The sequence below is a fragment of the Chryseobacterium gregarium DSM 19109 genome (assembly GCF_000430845.1).
GTDB lineage: Bacteria > Bacteroidota > Bacteroidia > Flavobacteriales > Weeksellaceae > Chryseobacterium > Chryseobacterium gregarium.
Window position 1 is genome coordinate 147,136 of the sequence record NZ_AUMU01000011.1, and the last position, 18,758, is coordinate 165,893.

At 39.0% G+C, this 18,758-nt stretch carries 13 protein-coding genes; 9 read left to right on the top strand and 4 right to left on the bottom strand.

From position 1 onward, the window contains the following. Positions 1-34: 34 nt before the first annotated feature. Positions 35-745 carry a DUF6759 domain-containing protein gene (locus tag H561_RS0113760; protein ID WP_027387538.1) on the bottom strand — a complete coding sequence of 237 codons (711 nt, stop codon included), beginning with the start codon at positions 743-745 and terminating at the stop codon, positions 35-37. 143 nt (positions 746-888) lie between these two features. Between H561_RS0113760 and tsf the strand changes: the two genes are divergently transcribed. From tsf to H561_RS0113800, 8 genes are all read left to right on the top strand, one after another. Beyond that, positions 889-1,713, top strand: a complete 825-nt coding sequence (gene tsf / locus H561_RS0113765) for a translation elongation factor Ts (RefSeq protein WP_027387539.1) — start codon at positions 889-891, stop codon at positions 1,711-1,713. Between the two features lie 510 nt (positions 1,714-2,223). Beyond that, positions 2,224-5,382: a T9SS C-terminal target domain-containing protein gene (locus tag H561_RS0113770; protein WP_027387540.1), complete on the top strand. Its 3,159-nt coding sequence runs from the start codon at positions 2,224-2,226 to the stop codon at positions 5,380-5,382. A 345-nt stretch (positions 5,383-5,727) separates the two neighbouring features. After that, the gene (locus H561_RS0113775) at positions 5,728-8,562 is read left to right on the top strand and encodes a T9SS type B sorting domain-containing protein (protein ID WP_027387541.1); all 2,835 of its coding nucleotides are present in this window, start codon (positions 5,728-5,730) and stop codon (positions 8,560-8,562) included. Positions 8,563-8,674: 112 nt separating this feature from the next. Then, positions 8,675-12,079, top strand: coding sequence for a T9SS type B sorting domain-containing protein (locus H561_RS0113780; RefSeq protein WP_027387542.1), 3,405 nt, complete (start codon positions 8,675-8,677; stop codon positions 12,077-12,079). Positions 12,080-12,235: 156 nt separating this feature from the next. After that, positions 12,236-13,024 carry a hypothetical protein gene (locus H561_RS0113785; protein WP_027387543.1) on the top strand — a complete coding sequence of 263 codons (789 nt, stop codon included), beginning with the start codon at positions 12,236-12,238 and terminating at the stop codon, positions 13,022-13,024. Between the two features lie 182 nt (positions 13,025-13,206). Then, positions 13,207-13,992: a DUF6759 domain-containing protein gene (locus H561_RS0113790; RefSeq protein ID WP_027387544.1), complete on the top strand. Its 786-nt coding sequence runs from the start codon at positions 13,207-13,209 to the stop codon at positions 13,990-13,992. Positions 13,993-14,071: 79 nt separating this feature from the next. After that, on the top strand, positions 14,072-14,749 hold the full coding sequence (gene trmB, locus H561_RS0113795) for a tRNA (guanosine(46)-N7)-methyltransferase TrmB (RefSeq protein WP_027387545.1): 678 nt from the start codon (positions 14,072-14,074) through the stop codon (positions 14,747-14,749). 207 nt (positions 14,750-14,956) lie between these two features. After that, positions 14,957-15,436, top strand: coding sequence for a DUF6759 domain-containing protein (locus H561_RS0113800; RefSeq protein WP_027387546.1), 480 nt, complete (start codon positions 14,957-14,959; stop codon positions 15,434-15,436). A gap of 113 nt (positions 15,437-15,549) precedes the next feature. On the opposite strand, the gene rpsB is transcribed toward H561_RS0113800, so the two are convergent. The 3 genes from rpsB to rplM form a co-directional block, all read right to left on the bottom strand. After that, the gene (gene rpsB / locus H561_RS0113805) at positions 15,550-16,311 is read right to left on the bottom strand and encodes a 30S ribosomal protein S2 (RefSeq protein WP_027387547.1); all 762 of its coding nucleotides are present in this window, start codon (positions 16,309-16,311) and stop codon (positions 15,550-15,552) included. A gap of 190 nt (positions 16,312-16,501) precedes the next feature. Then, a complete protein-coding gene (gene rpsI, locus H561_RS0113810; RefSeq protein ID WP_027387548.1) occupies positions 16,502-16,888 on the bottom strand; it encodes a 30S ribosomal protein S9 in 387 nt (128 codons plus the stop codon). Between the two features lie 6 nt (positions 16,889-16,894). Next, positions 16,895-17,350: a 50S ribosomal protein L13 gene (gene rplM / locus H561_RS0113815; protein ID WP_027387549.1), complete on the bottom strand. Its 456-nt coding sequence runs from the start codon at positions 17,348-17,350 to the stop codon at positions 16,895-16,897. A 267-nt stretch (positions 17,351-17,617) separates the two neighbouring features. On the opposite strand from rplM, the gene H561_RS0113820 reads away from it, so the two are divergent. After that, positions 17,618-18,727 carry a DUF3667 domain-containing protein gene (locus tag H561_RS0113820; RefSeq protein WP_027387550.1) on the top strand — a complete coding sequence of 370 codons (1,110 nt, stop codon included), beginning with the start codon at positions 17,618-17,620 and terminating at the stop codon, positions 18,725-18,727. Positions 18,728-18,758 lie beyond the last annotated feature (31 nt).

The window sequence follows — 18,758 nt, forward strand, 5'->3', positions numbered from 1 at the left end:
TAGCCGTTTATTTTATTTTAGTAATCTTTTGAATTTAATTTTCACTCAGGTTCAACTCAATTTCAATATCCTTATTGATTTTCTTCAAAGAAGAATATTTGGCGTCACACACCATGGTTGTTAGAATATACTCCCCTTTTTCTACCAGCAGAAAGTTTTGTCCGTTCGCCGGAACATCAAGATTATAATATTTTTTTCCGTTGATTTTTACAATCAGGTTGCATTTGGATCTGTTCTTAATATTAATATAAGCCTCTTTATCCATCGGATCATTATTAAAAAGATGGGTCAGCATGGCAGCTGTTCTTTTATTCTGTTCGTTCGGAACTGCTGTTTTTTTACCCGATCCTGCTGTTACTGCTGCGTAGTTTACCGTTCTTGCGGGAGCTGCTGAACCTGTATTGGACGCCAGCGTTTTGGAATTATTGAGGCTGTTATTCTCCAGAATCATCTGCTTTACTTTATCTTCACTCAGAGGCTTTATTGTAGGTTTCGCTTCTGGAGAGTTGCTGGCCATGATGATCTGTATCAGCTTTCTTTTAAAATAGTCTGTCTTGGCATGTCCGGGATTCTGTTTCAGGAATCCTGCAACAATTCTTGCCTCGACAGTGGTTTCAGCATCGCTTTCCGTATAAATAATCGCTGTTTCCTTCTCTACGATAGCTTTGGATTTCGCTTTTTTCTTTTTCTGCGAAAAGCTTAGGGTAAATATGCATAAAAACAGGAGAAGAAATATTTTTTTCATTAACTGAACGTTTAAAATTTTATTAAATATATAAAATAACGCAAAAAGTCATTTTTTAGTTTATCATTAAAATCATTATCTTTGCACTGCTTTAAAATTAAGCTAAAAATTAATACTAATCTTAAATATAAAAAATAATAGATATGTCTTATACACCAGTAGCTGCTGACGTAGCAAAATTGAGAAACCAAACGGGCGCAGGTATGATGGACTGCAAGAAAGCTTTAGTTGAAGCCGAAGGAGATTTCGAAAAAGCTGTAGATATCCTTAGAAAGAAAGGACAGAAAGTAGCTGCTAACAGAGCGGACAGAGAAACTACTGAAGGAGTAGTGCTTGCAAGAGTAAATGAAGACAATACCTTAGGTGTTGTAATTTCTTTAAACTGCGAAACTGATTTCGTGGCTAAAAATGAAGCATTCATTGAAATGGCTTACGAATTGGCTGAAATCGCGGTTACCGCTGCTACCAAAGAAGAACTTTTGGCTACGGATTTCCACGGGATCACTGTGGCTGAGAAATTAGTGGAGCAGACAGGGGTTATCGGTGAAAAAATCGAGATCGGAGCATTTGAAAGACTTGACGGTCCTTTCCTTGGCGCATACATCCACGCCGGAAACAAAATCGCTTCCATCACTGCACTTTCTGCTAACGTAGAAGGAGCTGCAGAAGCTGCCAAGGCTGTTTCTATGCAGGTTGCTGCCATGAACCCGATCGCTCTTGACGAAACGATGGTTTCCCAGGAAATAATCAACAAAGAATTGGAGATCGAAAGAGAATTGCTGACTAAAGAAGGTAAGCCTGAAAACATCATCGACAATATCCTTAAAGGTAAAATGCAGAGATTCTACAAAGACAATACTTTGGTACACCAGTCTTTCATTAAAGACGGAAGTATGTCAGTAGCAGACTATGTTAAGTCTGTAAACGGAGATCTTAAAGTAACAGGATTTGTAAGAGTAAGCTTATAATCTCTTCAGATTAAAATAAAAATCCCGGTGAAAATCACCGGGATTTTTATTTCTACACTCGGTAATTATTCCATACTATAATAAATAGGGATAAAATCAAAATATCATTGGCTATAATTACAGCCAATACATACGATCTCTTTATTGATTATAAAGCCTGCTTCAATTTATTTTACAAAGTAATTCTTACAGATAATCGTAATCAATCAGGTTTTCATGTGCATTTAAATCTGCAAAATCTAAATCGTCGAGAATAAACTTAAATTAAGATTTAAAAATTTTTTATAAAGTTTCAAGACTAAAATTAAATGATTCTGTACTTGAAATCATAATCTGCAGGAACTTATCTGGTAATTATTAAGATAAGCCAAGGGATACACCAAATTACCAGTTTCGTATTCAGGATGAATAATAATTAAGAATAAGGAATGAAAATTTAACTTTATTTATAATTTATTAACAATATATCAAATATTGTGTTAATTTTGTAGAAATCATAATTTCTACTCTATGAAAAGATTTCTACTCAGTTTAGTATTAGTTTTCTTTACAATTAATACTCTTTTTGCGCAGAGAGATACTGAACATTGGTTTGCACCCATGATGTCAAGGGCAGGAATGTCCTCACACGCTCAAGCGATATATTTTTCTACAGATTCTACCACACCGTTTGATGTTGAAATTTATAATAATAATGTCGTAATTGGCACAGTTACAAACCTTGTAAAAGGTAGTCCTAAAATATTTAATTTACTGGCGACCACTCCCGCACCTGGTTTACCTGCTTCTGCCGACCTTGTTGCCACGACGCAGTCCCAGCTTTTCACCCCTATCACAAAGGGTATTTATACTAAAGGCCCTAAACCTTATTATGCCAATCTTAGGCTCTCCATTACCAGCCACGGTGAGATTTTGGTATCAAAAGGGAAAGCGGGTATCGGTAAAAAGTTTTATGCTGCTTATGCCCCGATTACTGAAGCGGGCAATAGCCTTTATAATTTTACGACAGGAATCTTAGCTACCGAAAACAATACCATAGTTACCGTTTCAGGATATGCTCCTACCGTGATGTTTTCTAATGTACCCGCAGGAAGCACATCTCCCACTTCTATGTCTTTTCCTTTACAAAAAGGACAATCTTACATTATCGAAGGACAAGGGACGCAGGCTGGAAACCAGACCGGCTTTATCGGCGCCAAAATTGAAGCCGACAAGCCAGTTTCTGTAACGAATGGTAACTTTAACGGTCAGTTTTCCTGGGGACCGGTAGGCCTAAGTTCAGATATTATCCTGGATCAGTCTGTGCCTACAGACCGGTTAGGAAATGAATTCGTTTTAGTCAAAGGAAACGGCAATGTCACTGCCCAAATGGAAGATGCATTAATCATTGCCACTGAAAACAATACAGAAGTACAGATTAACGGCGGCCCTGTGGTGGCAACTTTAAATGAAGGCCAGTTTTACAGAGTGAATGGCCCTAATAACGGAACGCCTGCGAATAATGTCAATTATATAGATCAGGGGAACGGGCATTATAACATGTACATTAAAACTTCAAAAAACGCCTATGTCTATCAGCTTCTTGCAGGGCTTGCAACAAGTATTGCCACATTGGGGTACAACTATATTCCACCGTTGAACTGTTTCCTCCCGAGAAAAATTGATGAAATTGCATATATTAATGATCTTAACGGCAGCACAAGTCCGGATATTAAATTAAATATTTTAACAGAAGCAGGTGCTACCATTACCTACAACGCTAATGGCGGAGCACCAATAACACCCACCGCCGCACAAGGGCCTTATCCCGTTAACGGAACAACTGCCTGGGTATCTTATTCAATCCCGGGATTAACAGGAAACGTTACCGTAAATTCAACTAAAGCTGTAACGGCAGGTATTGCCGGAGGCAGTGGGGCTGTTGGGTACGGAGGTTATTTTGCAGGATTCTCCTCGATACCTGTTATTTCAAAAAAAGCAGGAGAATGTGTACCGGGCATCATACTGGAAGTGGATGACAGTTACGAAGCGTATCAATGGTTTTTAAATGGTGTTGCTATTCCTGGAGCCACACAGTCAACGTACACCCCTACACAGGCAGGAAATTATACGGTAAAGGTTTCCATGGGAACATGCCCTCCCATCACGACTCCGATTTATAAAGTATTCTTTTGTACAAGGAATACAACAGCAGCAATAAATGTCTGTGCAACCAAAGTAATCTCACCGGCATTCTCATTCACAACATCCCAGACCCCGGTACCAGGTACAGTAGCCATACTTACCTACCCTACCCACGGAACGGCTACGCTGAATGCCTCAACAGGTCAGATTACCTACATCCCGAATACAGGATATTTAGGCCCGGACACAATTGTATATCAGTTCTGTGGAAATGCTACTGAGTTTATTGATTGTGAACATGTCACTTTAAATCTAAATGTCGTTCCTTTCGTTTTAACAGACAGGACGATCAAAGCCTGTCAGTATGACGGAAAAGGATTCTTTGACCTTACCACAGCCAATGTAACAGACTATAACCCGGTAGTGAAAATATTCTACCCGACTCTGGCAGATCTAATTGCATCTACCAATCCGATCGCCAATTTTACCAATTATCTTTCTTCAGAAGGATCTGTATATGTAAAGGTAACCACCAGCGAAGGTTGTGTGGGAAGTGCGAAAATCACCCTTGCTTTTCTGCCATCCCCAGTAGTCTATGAAGCGACACTGAGCGAATGCTTTCTTGAAACTGATGAAACCAAAGCTAAATTTGACCTGACCATTGCCGATGTTTCTTCAGAAAGCCCCATCACCAAAAGGTATTATCCTACATTCGTCGATGCCAGCAACAATACCAATGAAATATTGATTGCTAATACTTATATTTCAGGAAATACAACGGTTTATGTAAGGGTATTCAACAGCAATCAGTGTTACGCCATAGCCAAACTGAACTTAAAGGTAATCCCTCCAAAACGGTCTGCTGTCCTGACTGATAAAACCATCTGTATTGACAGCAGAACTAATCTTGATGCGGGGCCGGGATACCAGTCTTATGAATGGAACACAGGAGCTACGACCCAGATACTGGAAGGAGCAACCGTTGGAGAGTATTGGGTAATCCTTGAAGATAACGGGTGTTTTGTCAAACAGTTTGTAAGTGTCAAGAAAGCACAGGATCCTGTGATTACAGAAATTGAAATTTCCAACAATACGGTAACCGTTCATGTAACGGGAGGAAAAGCACCTTATCAGTATGCCGTGGACTCACCGACCAACTGGCAGGATTCCAATGTATTTACCGGACTTACAAGAGGACAGCATACTTTCTATGTAAAAGATTCTTATAACTGTACACCGGTTTCTGTGGAAGTCACCGTCCCGAATCTGATCAATGCCATTACGCCGAACGGTGATAACAAAAATGATTTTATCGATTACAGTGAACTGGCTTATAAAGACAACCTTACATTTGTGATCTATGACCGATATGGAAATAAAATATTTACAGGAGATAAATTCAACAACTATAAATGGGACGGTAAGCACTATGACAAGAAATTAGTGACCGGAACCTACTGGTATCATATCAACTGGAATGAGCCAAATAAAAACAAAACCCCAATAAAATACACCGGTTGGATTTTAGTTAAAAACATAAATTAAAATTCTTAAATATCTTCAAACCCACGATTTTCCAAATCGTGGGTTTTTTATTGGCTTGATATTAATTTTCATCCATAAATCAATTTTACAATAACCGTACTGGCTTATTGTAATTAAGTTTCTTATCTGCTTTTCATTAAAGGTTCATTTATAACAGAGATTTTCGGTGGAACTACTTCATTGATTTAAAGAAAATAATATTTCAAGCGGACTACATTAAAAATATAGGATAGCAATATTTATCATAAATTGTTAGAAATACAGCTCAAAAATTGTATTTTTTTTATGCTTTTTACAATTTTTAATAAATAAAACTTTACTTTTGTTAATACTAACTGCATAACCATGAAAAAACAGTTTTACTTTATTCTTCTATTTACTTTTACGTTTATTAATCTATCAGCCCAAAGAGATACGGAACATTGGTTTGCTCCTTTTTCAGCTTCCAACTTATCTTCTACGGCAAAACAGGCGGTATACCTTTCCACAGATTCAGTTACTCCTTTTACCGTTACCATTTATAATAATGGCGTAGTACTCGGAACATCAACCATCAGTAAAGGCAGTCCGCAGATGTATAACATTAATGCTGCAGATATGATCGGCTCTAATGCCGCAGACCTTTTTACCGTCGGCAGCAAGGGACTTTATCTTAAAGGCACCAAACCTTTTTTTGCGACATTCAGGTTTACAGTTCCAGCTCATGGGGAAATTTTAACATCCAAAGGGAAAGCCGGCATAGGAAATAAATTTTATGCCGTTGTTGCCCCTATTACCAACTCAAGTTCGGGAATGAACTTCACAACCGGAATTCTGGCGACGGAAGACAATACAACCGTTACGGTTTCAGGATACTCTCCTGCCGTTTTATTTACCAACGGAGTTACCGGGGCAGCTTCTCCGACTTTAACGATTACCCTCAACAAAGGAAAATCTTATATTATTGAAGGAAAAGGAAACCAGGCAGGAAACCAGACAGGTTTTATCGGTGCTAAAATAGTCTCAGATAAACCGGTATCAATAACCAACGGGAATTTTCTGGGTGAATACAACATCGGAACTCCATTAACCGGAGGAGATATTGTAATGGACCAATCTGTCCCTACAGACAGGCTGGGAAAAGAATTTGTTATTGTAAAAGGATTCGGTAATATCGCGTCTAAAACGGAAGATGTTTTGGTGGTTGCAACGGAAGACAATACTAAAATTTTTGTAAATGACAATCCTGTCGAAGTGGCTACCATTAACGAAGGACAGCATTACCGGGTAAATGAACCTAATAATACCAACTATATAGATCAGGGGAGCAGTCACTATAATATGTATGTGAGAACGTCGAAAAATGCCTATGTCTATCAGCTGCTTGCAGGTACAGCCACTACCAGTGCTACAATTGGTTTTAATTACATACCTCCGTTGAACTGTTTATTACCAAGAAAAATTGATGAGATCGGAATGATAGAAATGCTCCCCCCCCAGACTGCCAATAATATTAAACTCAATATTTTAACGGAAAAAGGGGCTGCTGTTACTTACAGCATTAATGGCGGAGTACCAATAACTCCGACAGCTGCACAGGGACCTTATAATGTAACGGGAACACTGGATTGGGAGTCTTATTCCCTTACCGGGGTTACCGGGAATGTTACTATTATTTCTAATAAAGCAGTTACTGCAGGAATTGCAGGAGGAAGTGGTGTAGTAGGATACGGAGGCTATTTTGCCGGATTTTCTTCTGTTCCGGCCATCAGTAAAACGGGAGAATGTGTTCCGGGATCTGTACTGGAAACAGGTGATAGTTTTGAGTCCTACCAATGGTTTTTAGGCACAACGCCTATTCCAGGAGCCAATACTTACACCTACACACCTATGCAGCCAGGAAACTATACCGTACAAGTAGGAATGGGAGGATGTTTTGCAACAACACCCGTCTTTATAGTAGAATCCTGCTATGAACAGGTTACGAAAAGCTTAATTATCTGCGAACCTCAGAAAACAATTATTCCTAAATTCACCAATCATAATATTCCGGTTATTTTAGGCACAGAACAGATCGAAACGCCGCCCACGCATGGAACAGTAACAATTGATGCGGCAACGGGAATCATTACCTATACTCCAACCCCAGGATTTTCAGGCACTGACCTTATAGTGTATCACTTCTGCGCCAATCCTGCCACCGGGGTAGGCTGCGAACAGGTAACCATGACATTGATCGTGGACCCCAACCCTACGGTAAAAAACGTATCCATAAGAGCATGTCATATTGAAGGACAGCCTACGATGGGGGTATTCAATCTTGAAACATCCGGGTTTACGACACAAATGGGGCTGATCAAAAAATATTATGCGACCCTTGCAGATCTTTCCAGCGGGATCAATGAAATCAGCCCTACCGCTTATATCTCTTCAAATACAAAAGTATACGTAAAAGTTATCAACTCAAACGGGTGTTTCAGCATTGCAGAAATTACTTTAAACGTCATCCCTCCGGTATCCTCTACTGTACTGAAAGATAAAATCATATGCATTGAGAATAAGGCGACTTTAGATGCAGGGCCTGGGTTTGACGGCTATCAATGGAATACCGGTGAAACCACCCAGACCATCAGTGCAGGAACCGGCGTGTACTGGGTAAGCCTTAAAAGCGGAGAATGCTTTACTACACAGAATGTAAAAGTAATTCCTGCAGTACAGCCTGTGATTTCAAATCTTGAGATTAAAAACAATACCATTACCGTAACCGTGACCAGCGGAACACCTCCTTATCAATATTCACTGGATGGCATAAAATGGCAGGATTCGAACTTTTTTGATAACCTTCCAAGAGGTGAAAACAGCATTTATGTAAAAGATTTTTACAACTGTGAGCCTATTGATGTAACGGTGACTGTCCCGAATCTTATTAATGCCATTACTCCGAACGGAGACAATAAAAATGATTATATCGATTATTCTGAATTGGCATATAAGAAAAATTTGATATTCAATATTTATGACAGATACGGAAATAAAATACACCAGGCCAATCAGTTCAATGCCTATAAATGGGACGGAACCATGTATGGTAAGAAAATTCCGACCGCTACGTACTGGTATGAAATTACCTGGACAGAACCTAATAAAGCGCAGACCCAGATAAAATATTCCGGATGGGTCCTTGTAAAAAACATAGAATAATCTTCCTTTAATAATGCACTGAAAACCATGATCTTAAAATCATGGTTTTTTGTTTATTTTTTAAATAGTTAACACTTTTTATTATTAAATTTGTGATAAATACAACATCTGAATGAAGAAAGTTCTATCTTTTTTGTTTATATTTTATTTTTTTATCTCTGCATTTGCCCAATTGGACAGAGAACATTGGTTTGCTCCTATGATAGACCGGACAGGAAACCCGAATCCCAATCAAAAGCTGTATCTGTCCACCAACCGCACCACTCCTTTTCCCGTAAGCATCTACAACAATAACATTCTGATTGCTACGGTAACCATCAGTAAAGGCAATCCACAGAAAATCGATATCCTGCGGGACTATATTATTACCACACTGCAAACCGACCTTTTTACCCCGACCACGAAAGGGCTCTATGTAAAAGCAGAATTCCCTTTTTATGCGAACCTTAGATTTTCCGTTTATAACCATGCAGAAATTATAACCTCAAAAGGAATACCTTCAACCGGTAAACTTTTCTATGCCGCCAATGCCCCGATCACGGTAAGCAATTCGATCCTTAATTTCATGACAAGCATATTGGCTACGGAAGACAATACCACAGTTACTGTGTCAGGCTATAAGCCTGCCGTACAATTTTCTAACGGAACTACAGGGACAACGACCCCTTCAATGACGTTTACTTTAAATAAGGGACAATCTTATATTATTGACGGTATCGGAAGCAATACCGGAAATTCCGACGGCTTTATCGGTGCCAAGATTGTGGCCAGTAAACCCGTAAATGTTACAAACGGAAATTTTAACGGTCAGTATGCAGGGAATTACCCCAACAGTTCGGATATTTTGATGGATCAGGCAGTACCCGTGGACAGGTTAGGAAATGAATTTGCTCTGGTAAAAGGGAACGGAAGCATTACCTCAAATATGGAAGGTGCTCTTGTAATAGCTACAGAAAACAATACAGAAGTACGGGTCAATGATGAGCTACTCCCTATTGCCACTTTAAACATCGGACAGTATTTTATGATTCCGGGCAATAAATACCAGCTGCAGGGAAACGGCCATTATAATTTGTACATCAGGACATCCAAAAACGCTTATATTTATCAGGTGTTGGCAGGAGATTCCAACGCAATGGGAAATGAAGTGGCGACAGGCGGATTTAATTTTATACCTGCACTGAACTGTTATCTGCCCAAACAAATCAATGAGCTCGGTTTAATCAATGAAAATTTTGTCTATTCCGGCGGTAACCCGAACGGAATCTTAAATATCCCGACAAAATTAAATCTGATCACGGAAAGAGGAGCTGTGGTTACGGTAAACGGAATCACCCCGCCGGCCTCAACAGGCCCCTTTAATATGACAGGGACCAATAACTGGGTAACTTATGGCATTCCGAATACAACAGGAACGATTACAATTGTTTCTTCTAAGGCCATCACCGGAGGAATAACGGCAGGAAGTGATGCTGTGGGCTATGGTGGTTTTTTTGCCGGATTTCCGACCCAGCCCGTGATTTTACAATCCGGCGGAAACTGTATTCCGGGAATTATCCTTACCGTCGATCCGATTATTTATGACACCTACCAATGGTACCTCAACGGAAATATTATTCCGGGAGCAGCCGGATCCTCCATCACCCCTAACCAGGCAGGATATTACACCTGTTCGGTAACCATGGGGAGCTGCGCGCCTTTGGTGACTGAACAGTTTAAAGTATTAAACTGTACCAAGCTGACAACGGCAACCTATGATGTCTGTACTACGAAAACCATTGTTCCCACATTTACAACCTCTGCACAGACTCCTGTACCTTCAACAATAGCCATTCTTACCCTGCCGGTATCGGGAACAGCATCCATAAATGCAGCAACAGGTATTATCACCTATACCGCAACCAACCCCGGAACGGCAGGAACAGATACCTTCACCTATACATTCTGCGGCAACAATCCTGATTTTCCTGACTGTGAAACGGTAACGGTAACCATTAACATTCAGACCTTAACCGTTAATAATGCGACACTGAATGCCTGTGATACCGGCTCCGGGCAGGGAATATTCAATTTAACGACAGCCGGTATTACCGGCAGTTCTCCAGTAACCATTACTTATTATCCATCTTTACTGGATGCCCAGAATGAAAATCCCGGCACATTAATAACGGCGTCAACAGCTTATCCTGCAACCAATGGAACCATCATCTATGCCGTTGTAAAAAATAATATCGGATGTAAAAGCATTGCACAAATTACCCTTAATGTATATCCTTTCGCAACAGTAGCCGGTAATTATACAGGTTCATTCTGTGACGATAATTTAGACGGTGTGGTAAATCTAACCCTGTCCGATATCACCCCGCTTGTTCTGAGTAATCCTGCTTATTTTACGGGAGTAAGATATTATGCCGGTTTAACGGATGCCAATGCCGGAAACACCAATACGCTTCCGAACAACTGGTCTTATACAACTACGACAACCATTTATATCAGGGTAGATTCTCCGGACGGCTGTCCGCCTGTCATCAAACCTCTTATATTTACCATAGGTGCTAAAATTCCGCTGATTAAGACTACCCATACAGTTACTTTATGTGATGATGATTTAGATGGAATCAAATCCACCGACCTGATGGCCTACATCAGCCAGTACACAACTGATCCTCTGGTCACCGCGACTTTCCATCCTACCCTGGCAGACGCACAGAACGGCACGGCTCAGATGACCAATCCTATGAACTTAACGGGAACCCAGACCATTTATATACGATTTGAAAAACCGGGAGCCTGCCCTAATGTCGCTTCGATAACAATTACCATAAAAATCCCTAAACATGCTGCTGTTTTAAATGATAAAATTATTTGTGCGAAAACGCTGACAACCTTAGATGCGGGCCCCGGTTTTGACACTTATTTATGGAGCACGGGAGCAACCACACCTACGATTACGAATATTGCCGCAGGTACTTATTGGGTAGATCTTACTTTTGAAGGCTGTACCTACAGACAGACGGTCACCGTGACTGAATCTGTGCTTCCGGTTATTACAATGATTGAAATTAACGGAAATACCGTTACCGTCGGGGTCAGCGGAGGAACGCCTCCTTACCAATATTCTTTAGACGGAACGACTTGGCAGGACTCAAATGTCTTTATGAATGTACCGAGAGGCAACCATATCATTCATGTTCGCGATGCCAACAGATGTGATGAGGTGACAAGAACTTTTGTTATTATTAACCTGATCAATACCATTACTCCGAATATGGACGGATATAATGATGTCATAGATTATTCAGCACTAATGGATAACAATAATATTGAGTTCAGAATATTCGACAGATATGGCGCGGAAATATTCAGGGGCAATAAGACAAACCGGTATATGTGGGACGGAAAGATTACCGGAAGAGCCGTAAATACAGCCACCTACTGGTATTTCATCAGCTGGACCGAATTCGGAGGAAGTACAACGGTGAAATATTCAAGCTGGCTGCTGGTAAAGAATTATTGATTCTAGGATAATATTGAAAAACAGTCTGTTTATTTAAACAATTCTTATAACATTCATTAACAGTTTTAAAGTAAAGTTTAATATAATTTTAACCACTGCCTGCGCCTGGACCAGATATAAGTTGATGCAATTGTACGTAATTTTGCACTTACTTATATGAAGAAGCTATTTACCCTATTGCTGTTGGTTTTTGTGGCAAAAATTAACGCCCAGCTCTATTCCGGAGAAGTTTTTCTGAAAGACAATTCCGTTTTATACCTCAATCAGGTATATGTTACCAATCTCACCACACAGAAAACGGTTCTGAGTGATTACAACGGTGATTTCAACCTTCCTGCCAATGCAGGTGATATTGTACGCTTCACGTCTATCGTTACGGAAAGAAAAGATATTAAGCTTACCCAACAGATGACCACCCAGAAAAATCTGGTTGAGCTGAAAATTGCCTATCATGATATTCAGGAAATTCTCCTCAGCAGATTTAAGCCTACGGGAAACCTGAGATATGATGTAAATGCCCTGAAAAAAGAAGATAAAGGTCTGGCCATAAAGAAAGTGATCGGTCTGCCTGAACCTAAAGGCGATGGAACTCCCCCGCAGCTTCCGGTAGCGGGATTAAGGGATGGAGGCCTTACCTTCAGCCTGGAAAGTATATATGACATCCTTTCCGGTGAGAGAAAGAAAAAGCAGCGTTACCAGGCGTATGAACGGATGAATATTTCTGTAGCGCAGATCAAAAACTATCTGGGTAAAGATTATTTCACAAAATTCAGAATCCCGGAAAATCTTATTGATAATTTCCTTCAGTTCGTATATACTTCAGAAAATATCGATCCGTATATAATGACCGGTAATTTCGAGGCAATAAAGATTCCGATTGAGAAGTATTTACCGATTTACCAGCGTAGGTTAAGAAACTCCCATCTTCAGGAGGTGGTAAAATAAATCACCAGTTTAACATGTATTGCCGAAAATTATAATGCCTGTTTTTTGTTTATTTAAATTACAGTAATTTTATCAATAAATCTATATTACAGAAAGCCGGTCTGCTTTCGCCGCATTTTATTAATACCGATCTCCTGAATCCGGCTGGCTGAAAAATATTGTATATTAAATTATTTTAGTACATGAAAAAGTTGCTTCTGTTTTTTATTGCGTTCCTTTTTATGAATCTTTCGGCTCAGTCAAAAGGAAAAGATTACAGTAATATATTAAAGAGCAAGAATATTTACGAGATCAATGCTTTTTTAAGGGATGCTCATCCTGATGATCCCCGCAGGTCGGTTCTGAAGCCCCGCGTGATGGATATGATGAAAGAATACATTAAAAATGCCAAGCCTGGAGATACTAAAGTCCGACAAATGCAGGACTGGCTGGCATTGCTGAAAAGACGCTCTTCCACAAAAATATCTTTTGACGAGATGAACGCGATGATCCGGCAGAAGCAGATTGTGAAATACCAGAAAGAATTACAGACCGGACAGGCTGCAGTGGTTTATACTCCAAGCAATCCTCAAAACGTTTATATTGCCCCTACAGCAGCAGCTTCAAAGCCGGCATCAGCCATTGCGGATACAGAAGCTTCGGAATTTAATATGTTGATGGCTGAAAATCCCGTGGAACACAAAAATAAAACGGTAAAAATCCTAAATTCCCTTTTTGATAATGATCCCAATGCCAAAGAATGTATTGTCATGATTGAGAATAAATCAGACTGTAATATCATCGTCCGGATAGAAGGAATCGGCAATACAAAATACAGGCTTCCCGTACCCTCTCAGGGTGATAACTCGATTGTTGTACAGAAAGGGGATTACCTGTTCACAAGTATCGTCTGCGGTGCGCAGTACGCTTCACAAAAGACCATCCAGAAACCTTTAATGGTTGCTTTAGGGAGTTCTTCAAAAAAATAAGCATTGCCTCTCTATTTTTAATGTCAAAAATAAAGCATTCGTGTAATTTTCGTTATTTTTGCGGGATTTTAAATTTCTTATGGGTAAAAATAAATTAGCAAGGTTCGCAGAAAATAAAGTATTGCCAAACGTAATTCAGCCGACCAGGGAGGAAGCCTTAAACGGCTTTGATCTTAAAGGAAAATGGAGAACGGACTTCTTTAACAATGAGAATCCTATCGTGCTGGAATTAGGCTGCGGCAAAGGCGAATATTCGGTAGGTCTTGCCAAGACTTTCCCAGAGAAAAATTTTATCGGAATCGATATCAAAGGGGCAAGATTCTGGTTCGGCGCCAAAGAAGCGGTTGACAACGACATGAAAAATGTTGCATTTCTAAGAAGCCAGATCGAACTCGTTGACCATTTTTTCGGCGAAAATGAAGTGGATGAAATCTGGATTACTTTCCCGGACCCGCAGATCAAATACAGACGTACCAAGCACAGACTGACTCATCCTGATTTCCTTGACCGGTATAAAAAATTCTTGAAACCTGGCGGAATCATTCATTTAAAGACAGATTCTGAATTTCTCCACGGCTATACATTAGGGTTCTTACAAGGCGCAGGCTATGAAATCATTTCTGCACACCATGATATTTACGGAGCTGCAGAATATGATCCGGGTACTCCCCATTTAAGGGATATTAGAACCTATTATGAAGAACTGTTCTCTGCCAAAGGAAAAACAATTACGTATATTAAGTTCAGGATTAATTAGATAAAAGCTTTAAAGGTTCTGACAAATTATAAAAAGGGATGTTACATGACATCCCTTTTTATATGCCTATTTATTATTTGATTGCTCACTTAAACAGATGACAGAATGTATGGCAAAGAAAATTTTTAGTTAAAACAATTCTATTGAAGCGGAAAAAGGCTGCTGGAAAAAGTAAAAATATTACATTTACATTCAGATATTATGTAAATGAAAACAATACTTTCCTTTTCTGTGATGGCAGCAGTATTTCTGAACAGCTGCGGCAGTACAGCTCCTAAGAAACAAAATTATCATAATCCCGTAAGAAAACCGGCTCCTGCTCCTACGGTTTCAAATACAGGCAGCAACATAACCCCTGCAGCACAGGCAGAAAGAGAATATCAGGCTTTGATCGAAACCTATAAATCCGAAACGGCAGCAGTGTTAACGGATATACTGAACGGTTCTTCAGATCTGGATAAAACAGCAGTTAAGGTAGAAAATAAATCCCCCTGCAATATGGTACTGACCATCAGCGGAAATAATTATTTTAAGAAAGTCCCCATCGGAGCCCATAAAATGACTGCCGTAAGGGTACCGAAAAACCAGAATTATAATTTTTCCGGGATGATCTGCGATATGGTGTATCAGAAGACCAAATGGGTAAGCAGCTCTTACAGTATGGTGCTTTCAAACCAGGTTAATTGATTAAAAAATGAAGTGTAAAAGATTAAGAGATACTTACATTTCATAATTCTCTAAAATAAAAAGCCACTGAATCTTGGATTCAGTGGCTTTTGTATGGTAAGGAAAATCTTTAATTATTCTCCGTCAAAGTCAGCATCTTTATCAGCAGATACTACTTCTCCTTCTTCTTTAGATTTTTCTTTATCAGCTTTTCTCTGAGACTGACCTTCTTTGATAGAATCTGAAACAATGTTTAAGATCATATCGATAGATTTAGAAGCATCATCGTTTCCTGGGATAACGAAGTCTACTTTTCTTGGGTCAGAGTTGGTATCAACAATACCGAAAACCGGGATCCCTAATTTCTTAGCTTCGGTTACAGCGATATGTTCTCTCATAATATCTACAACGAAGATTGCAGAAGGAAGACGAACCATGTCAGAGATAGAACCTAAGTTTTTCTCCAAGTTAGCTCTCTGTCTGTCTACCTGTAATCTTTCTTTTTTAGATAAAGTTTCGAACGTACCGTCTTTTTTCATTTTGTCGATAGAGTTCATTTTCTTTACCGCCTTTCTGATTGTAACGAAGTTCGTTAACATACCACCAGGCCATCTTTCTGTAATATAAGGCATATTAAGTTCAGCAGCATGCTTAGCAACCACCTCTTTCGCCTGCTTTTTAGTCGCTACGAAAAGAACTTTTTTACCTGCAGAAGTTAATTTTTCCAAAGCGATGCACGCTTCATCCAACTTAACTGCTGTTTTATGTAAGTCTACAATGTGAATACCGTTTTTCTCCATAAAAATGTACGGAGCCATATTTGGATTCCACTTTCTGGTCATGTGACCAAAGTGTACGCCAGCCTCTAAGAGGTCTTTTACATTTGCTTTTGCCATGTTTTCTGTTTTTGTTAGTTTACTTTCCGTCTCTTAAAACAATCAACAACTTCTTTAGATGGGAGAAGTGTTTGGATGCTAAACGTAACGGGCAATTTTTTTTAGATAAAAATAGAGCCAAGAACCGAGAGCCAAGATTAAAAGGCAAATAAGTCTTGTATCTTGAGTCTGATATCTTGTATCTTGAAAATTAACGTTTTGAGAATTGGAATCTCTTTCTTGCTTTTTTCTGACCTGGCTTCTTTCTTTCCACCATTCTTGCGTCTCTTGTAAGTAAACCAGCAGGTTTCAAAGCTAATCTGAATTCAGCATTGATTTCACATAAAGCTCTTGAAATACCTAATCTGATAGCCTCTGCCTGACCTGTATTACCACCACCGAAAACATTTACGGTAACGTCATACTGACCAACAGTTTCAGAAAGGATAAACGGCTGGTTTAATTTATAAACCATCACGTCTGTAGAGAAATAAGTTGTAGCATCTTTACCGTTTACTGTAATGTTTCCAGAACCTGGCTTTACATAAACTCTCGCTACAGAAGTTTTTCTTCTTCCGATTTTGTGAACTATAGACATAATTAATTATTTAAATTCGTTAACATTAATTGTTTTAGGCTGTTGAGCTTCATGCTTGTGCTCAGTCCCTTCATATAAATAAAGGTTCTTCAACAATGCAGATCCTAATCTGTTTTTCGGAAGCATTCCTTTTACGGATTTTTCCAATACTTTTAAAGAATCTTTTTTCTGAAGTTCAGCCGCAGTCATAGACTTCTGACCACCAGGGTAACCTGTATGCCAGATGTACGTCTTATCGTCCCACTTATTTCCGGAAAGGGTAACTTTCCCAGCATTCAAAACAATTACGTTATCACCACAATCTACGTGGGGTGTAAAGTTTGTTTTGTGCTTACCTCTCAAAATCTTTGCAACCGTAGAAGCTAGTCTTCCTAACGGCTGTCCTTCAGCGTCTACCACAACCCATTCTTTATTAGCAGTAGCTTTGTTCGCTGAAACAGTTTTGTAACTTAATGTATTCACACGTTTTAGTTAAAGATTAAACATAATTTTCCCCTAAAAGGGTGTGCAAAGGTACAAATTATTTTCAGAATGCAAAACTTATTTATATCTAATGAATTGAAAACAGCATTATTAAGGATTTATTCAAAAGCATTTCGGATAAATAAAAACTTTTACCATCATATAATCAATCAAATAGGAACGATTAAACCATGTTCACTCCCTGTTAAAATTAAAAGTCATCTTTTATTTTCTGAAATAATTATATTTGCCCAAACAACTGAAAACATGAGCCACGGGAAAATAAGAGAAGAAAAAAACTGCCTGAACTGCGGACATACCGTAGAAGAGAGGTTCTGCACCCACTGTGGACAGGAAAATACACAGACAAGACAGCCATTTTACTATCTTTTTACACACTTCATAGAAGATTTCACACATTACGACGGACAGTTTTGGGGAACCATTAAAAATCTTCTTTTCAGACCCGGGAAATTAACAAATACTTATCTGGAAGGTAAAAGACAGAAATTCGTCCCTCCTGTGAAGCTTTACATTTTTGTCAGTTTTATTACTTTTTTCATGTTTGCCTTATTCCCACCTTTTAATATCAATTTTGAAAATAAAGAAGAAGCAAAGAATCCAAAAGAAAGAAGTTTTTTTGAAAAAGTAAAATCTGTTGAAACCCAGAAAATAATTGATAGCATCAAGACCCAGAAAAATCTTAGTAAAGAAGATTCGATAACAATCAAAAAACTCAGCGCTTTAGTTCCTGATTCTGCTGACATGGATGATTTCGAAGAAACTTTTGAAATGAACAGGAAAATAGATCACTCCACAGCTTATGGCGGATATAAAACCAAAAAATCCTACGACTCTGCTACCATAAAAAATCCTTCCTTTACTGATTTTATTACAAATCCGGTAGCTCATAAATTTTTCGAACTTAAAGAAAAGGGAGTTACAAAGGGAGAAATACTTAAAAATCTGACAGAGATATCTTTCCACAACCTTCCGAAAGCTCTTTTCATCTATCTTCCTCTTTTTGCGTTTTTTCTATGGATTTTCCATCACAAGAAAAAATGGTGGTATTTCGATCACGGCATCTTTACATTGCATTATTTCTCTTTCCTATTGCTTAATATCCTTTTCACATCGCTGCTTATCAATCTGGCAAGTTTAACAGAATTCTGGTTAATTAATACACTTCTGTATTTAATAATAACCGCTTTGGTGTTGTACAGTATCATCTATTTCTTCATTGCGCACCGAAGAGTTTACCATGCACACGGAGTTGTAAGTCTTGCAATAGGATTTGTATTATTTACCATTAATTTCTTCGCATTTACATTCTTGGTCACCGTCTTGGGTGTCGTCAGTTTCCTGATGATTCATTAAATATAAAATAGGCTGACGATAACGACAGCCT

Coding starts and splice junctions, on each gene's coding strand:
- H561_RS0113760 (WP_027387538.1), bottom strand. CDS start 745: ATGAAAAAAATATTTCTTCTCCTGTTTTTATGCATATTTACCCTAAGC.
- H561_RS0113785 (WP_027387543.1), top strand. CDS start 12,236: ATGAAGAAGCTATTTACCCTATTGCTGTTGGTTTTTGTGGCAAAAATT.
- H561_RS0113820 (WP_027387550.1), top strand. CDS start 17,618: ATGAGCCACGGGAAAATAAGAGAAGAAAAAAACTGCCTGAACTGCGGA.
- H561_RS0113790 (WP_027387544.1), top strand. CDS start 13,207: ATGAAAAAGTTGCTTCTGTTTTTTATTGCGTTCCTTTTTATGAATCTT.
- H561_RS0113770 (WP_027387540.1), top strand. CDS start 2,224: ATGAAAAGATTTCTACTCAGTTTAGTATTAGTTTTCTTTACAATTAAT.
- tsf (WP_027387539.1), top strand. CDS start 889: ATGTCTTATACACCAGTAGCTGCTGACGTAGCAAAATTGAGAAACCAA.
- rpsB (WP_027387547.1), bottom strand. CDS start 16,311: ATGGCAAAAGCAAATGTAAAAGACCTCTTAGAGGCTGGCGTACACTTT.
- H561_RS0113780 (WP_027387542.1), top strand. CDS start 8,675: ATGAAGAAAGTTCTATCTTTTTTGTTTATATTTTATTTTTTTATCTCT.
- H561_RS0113775 (WP_027387541.1), top strand. CDS start 5,728: ATGAAAAAACAGTTTTACTTTATTCTTCTATTTACTTTTACGTTTATT.
- trmB (WP_027387545.1), top strand. CDS start 14,072: ATGGGTAAAAATAAATTAGCAAGGTTCGCAGAAAATAAAGTATTGCCA.
- H561_RS0113800 (WP_027387546.1), top strand. CDS start 14,957: ATGAAAACAATACTTTCCTTTTCTGTGATGGCAGCAGTATTTCTGAAC.
- rpsI (WP_027387548.1), bottom strand. CDS start 16,888: ATGTCTATAGTTCACAAAATCGGAAGAAGAAAAACTTCTGTAGCGAGA.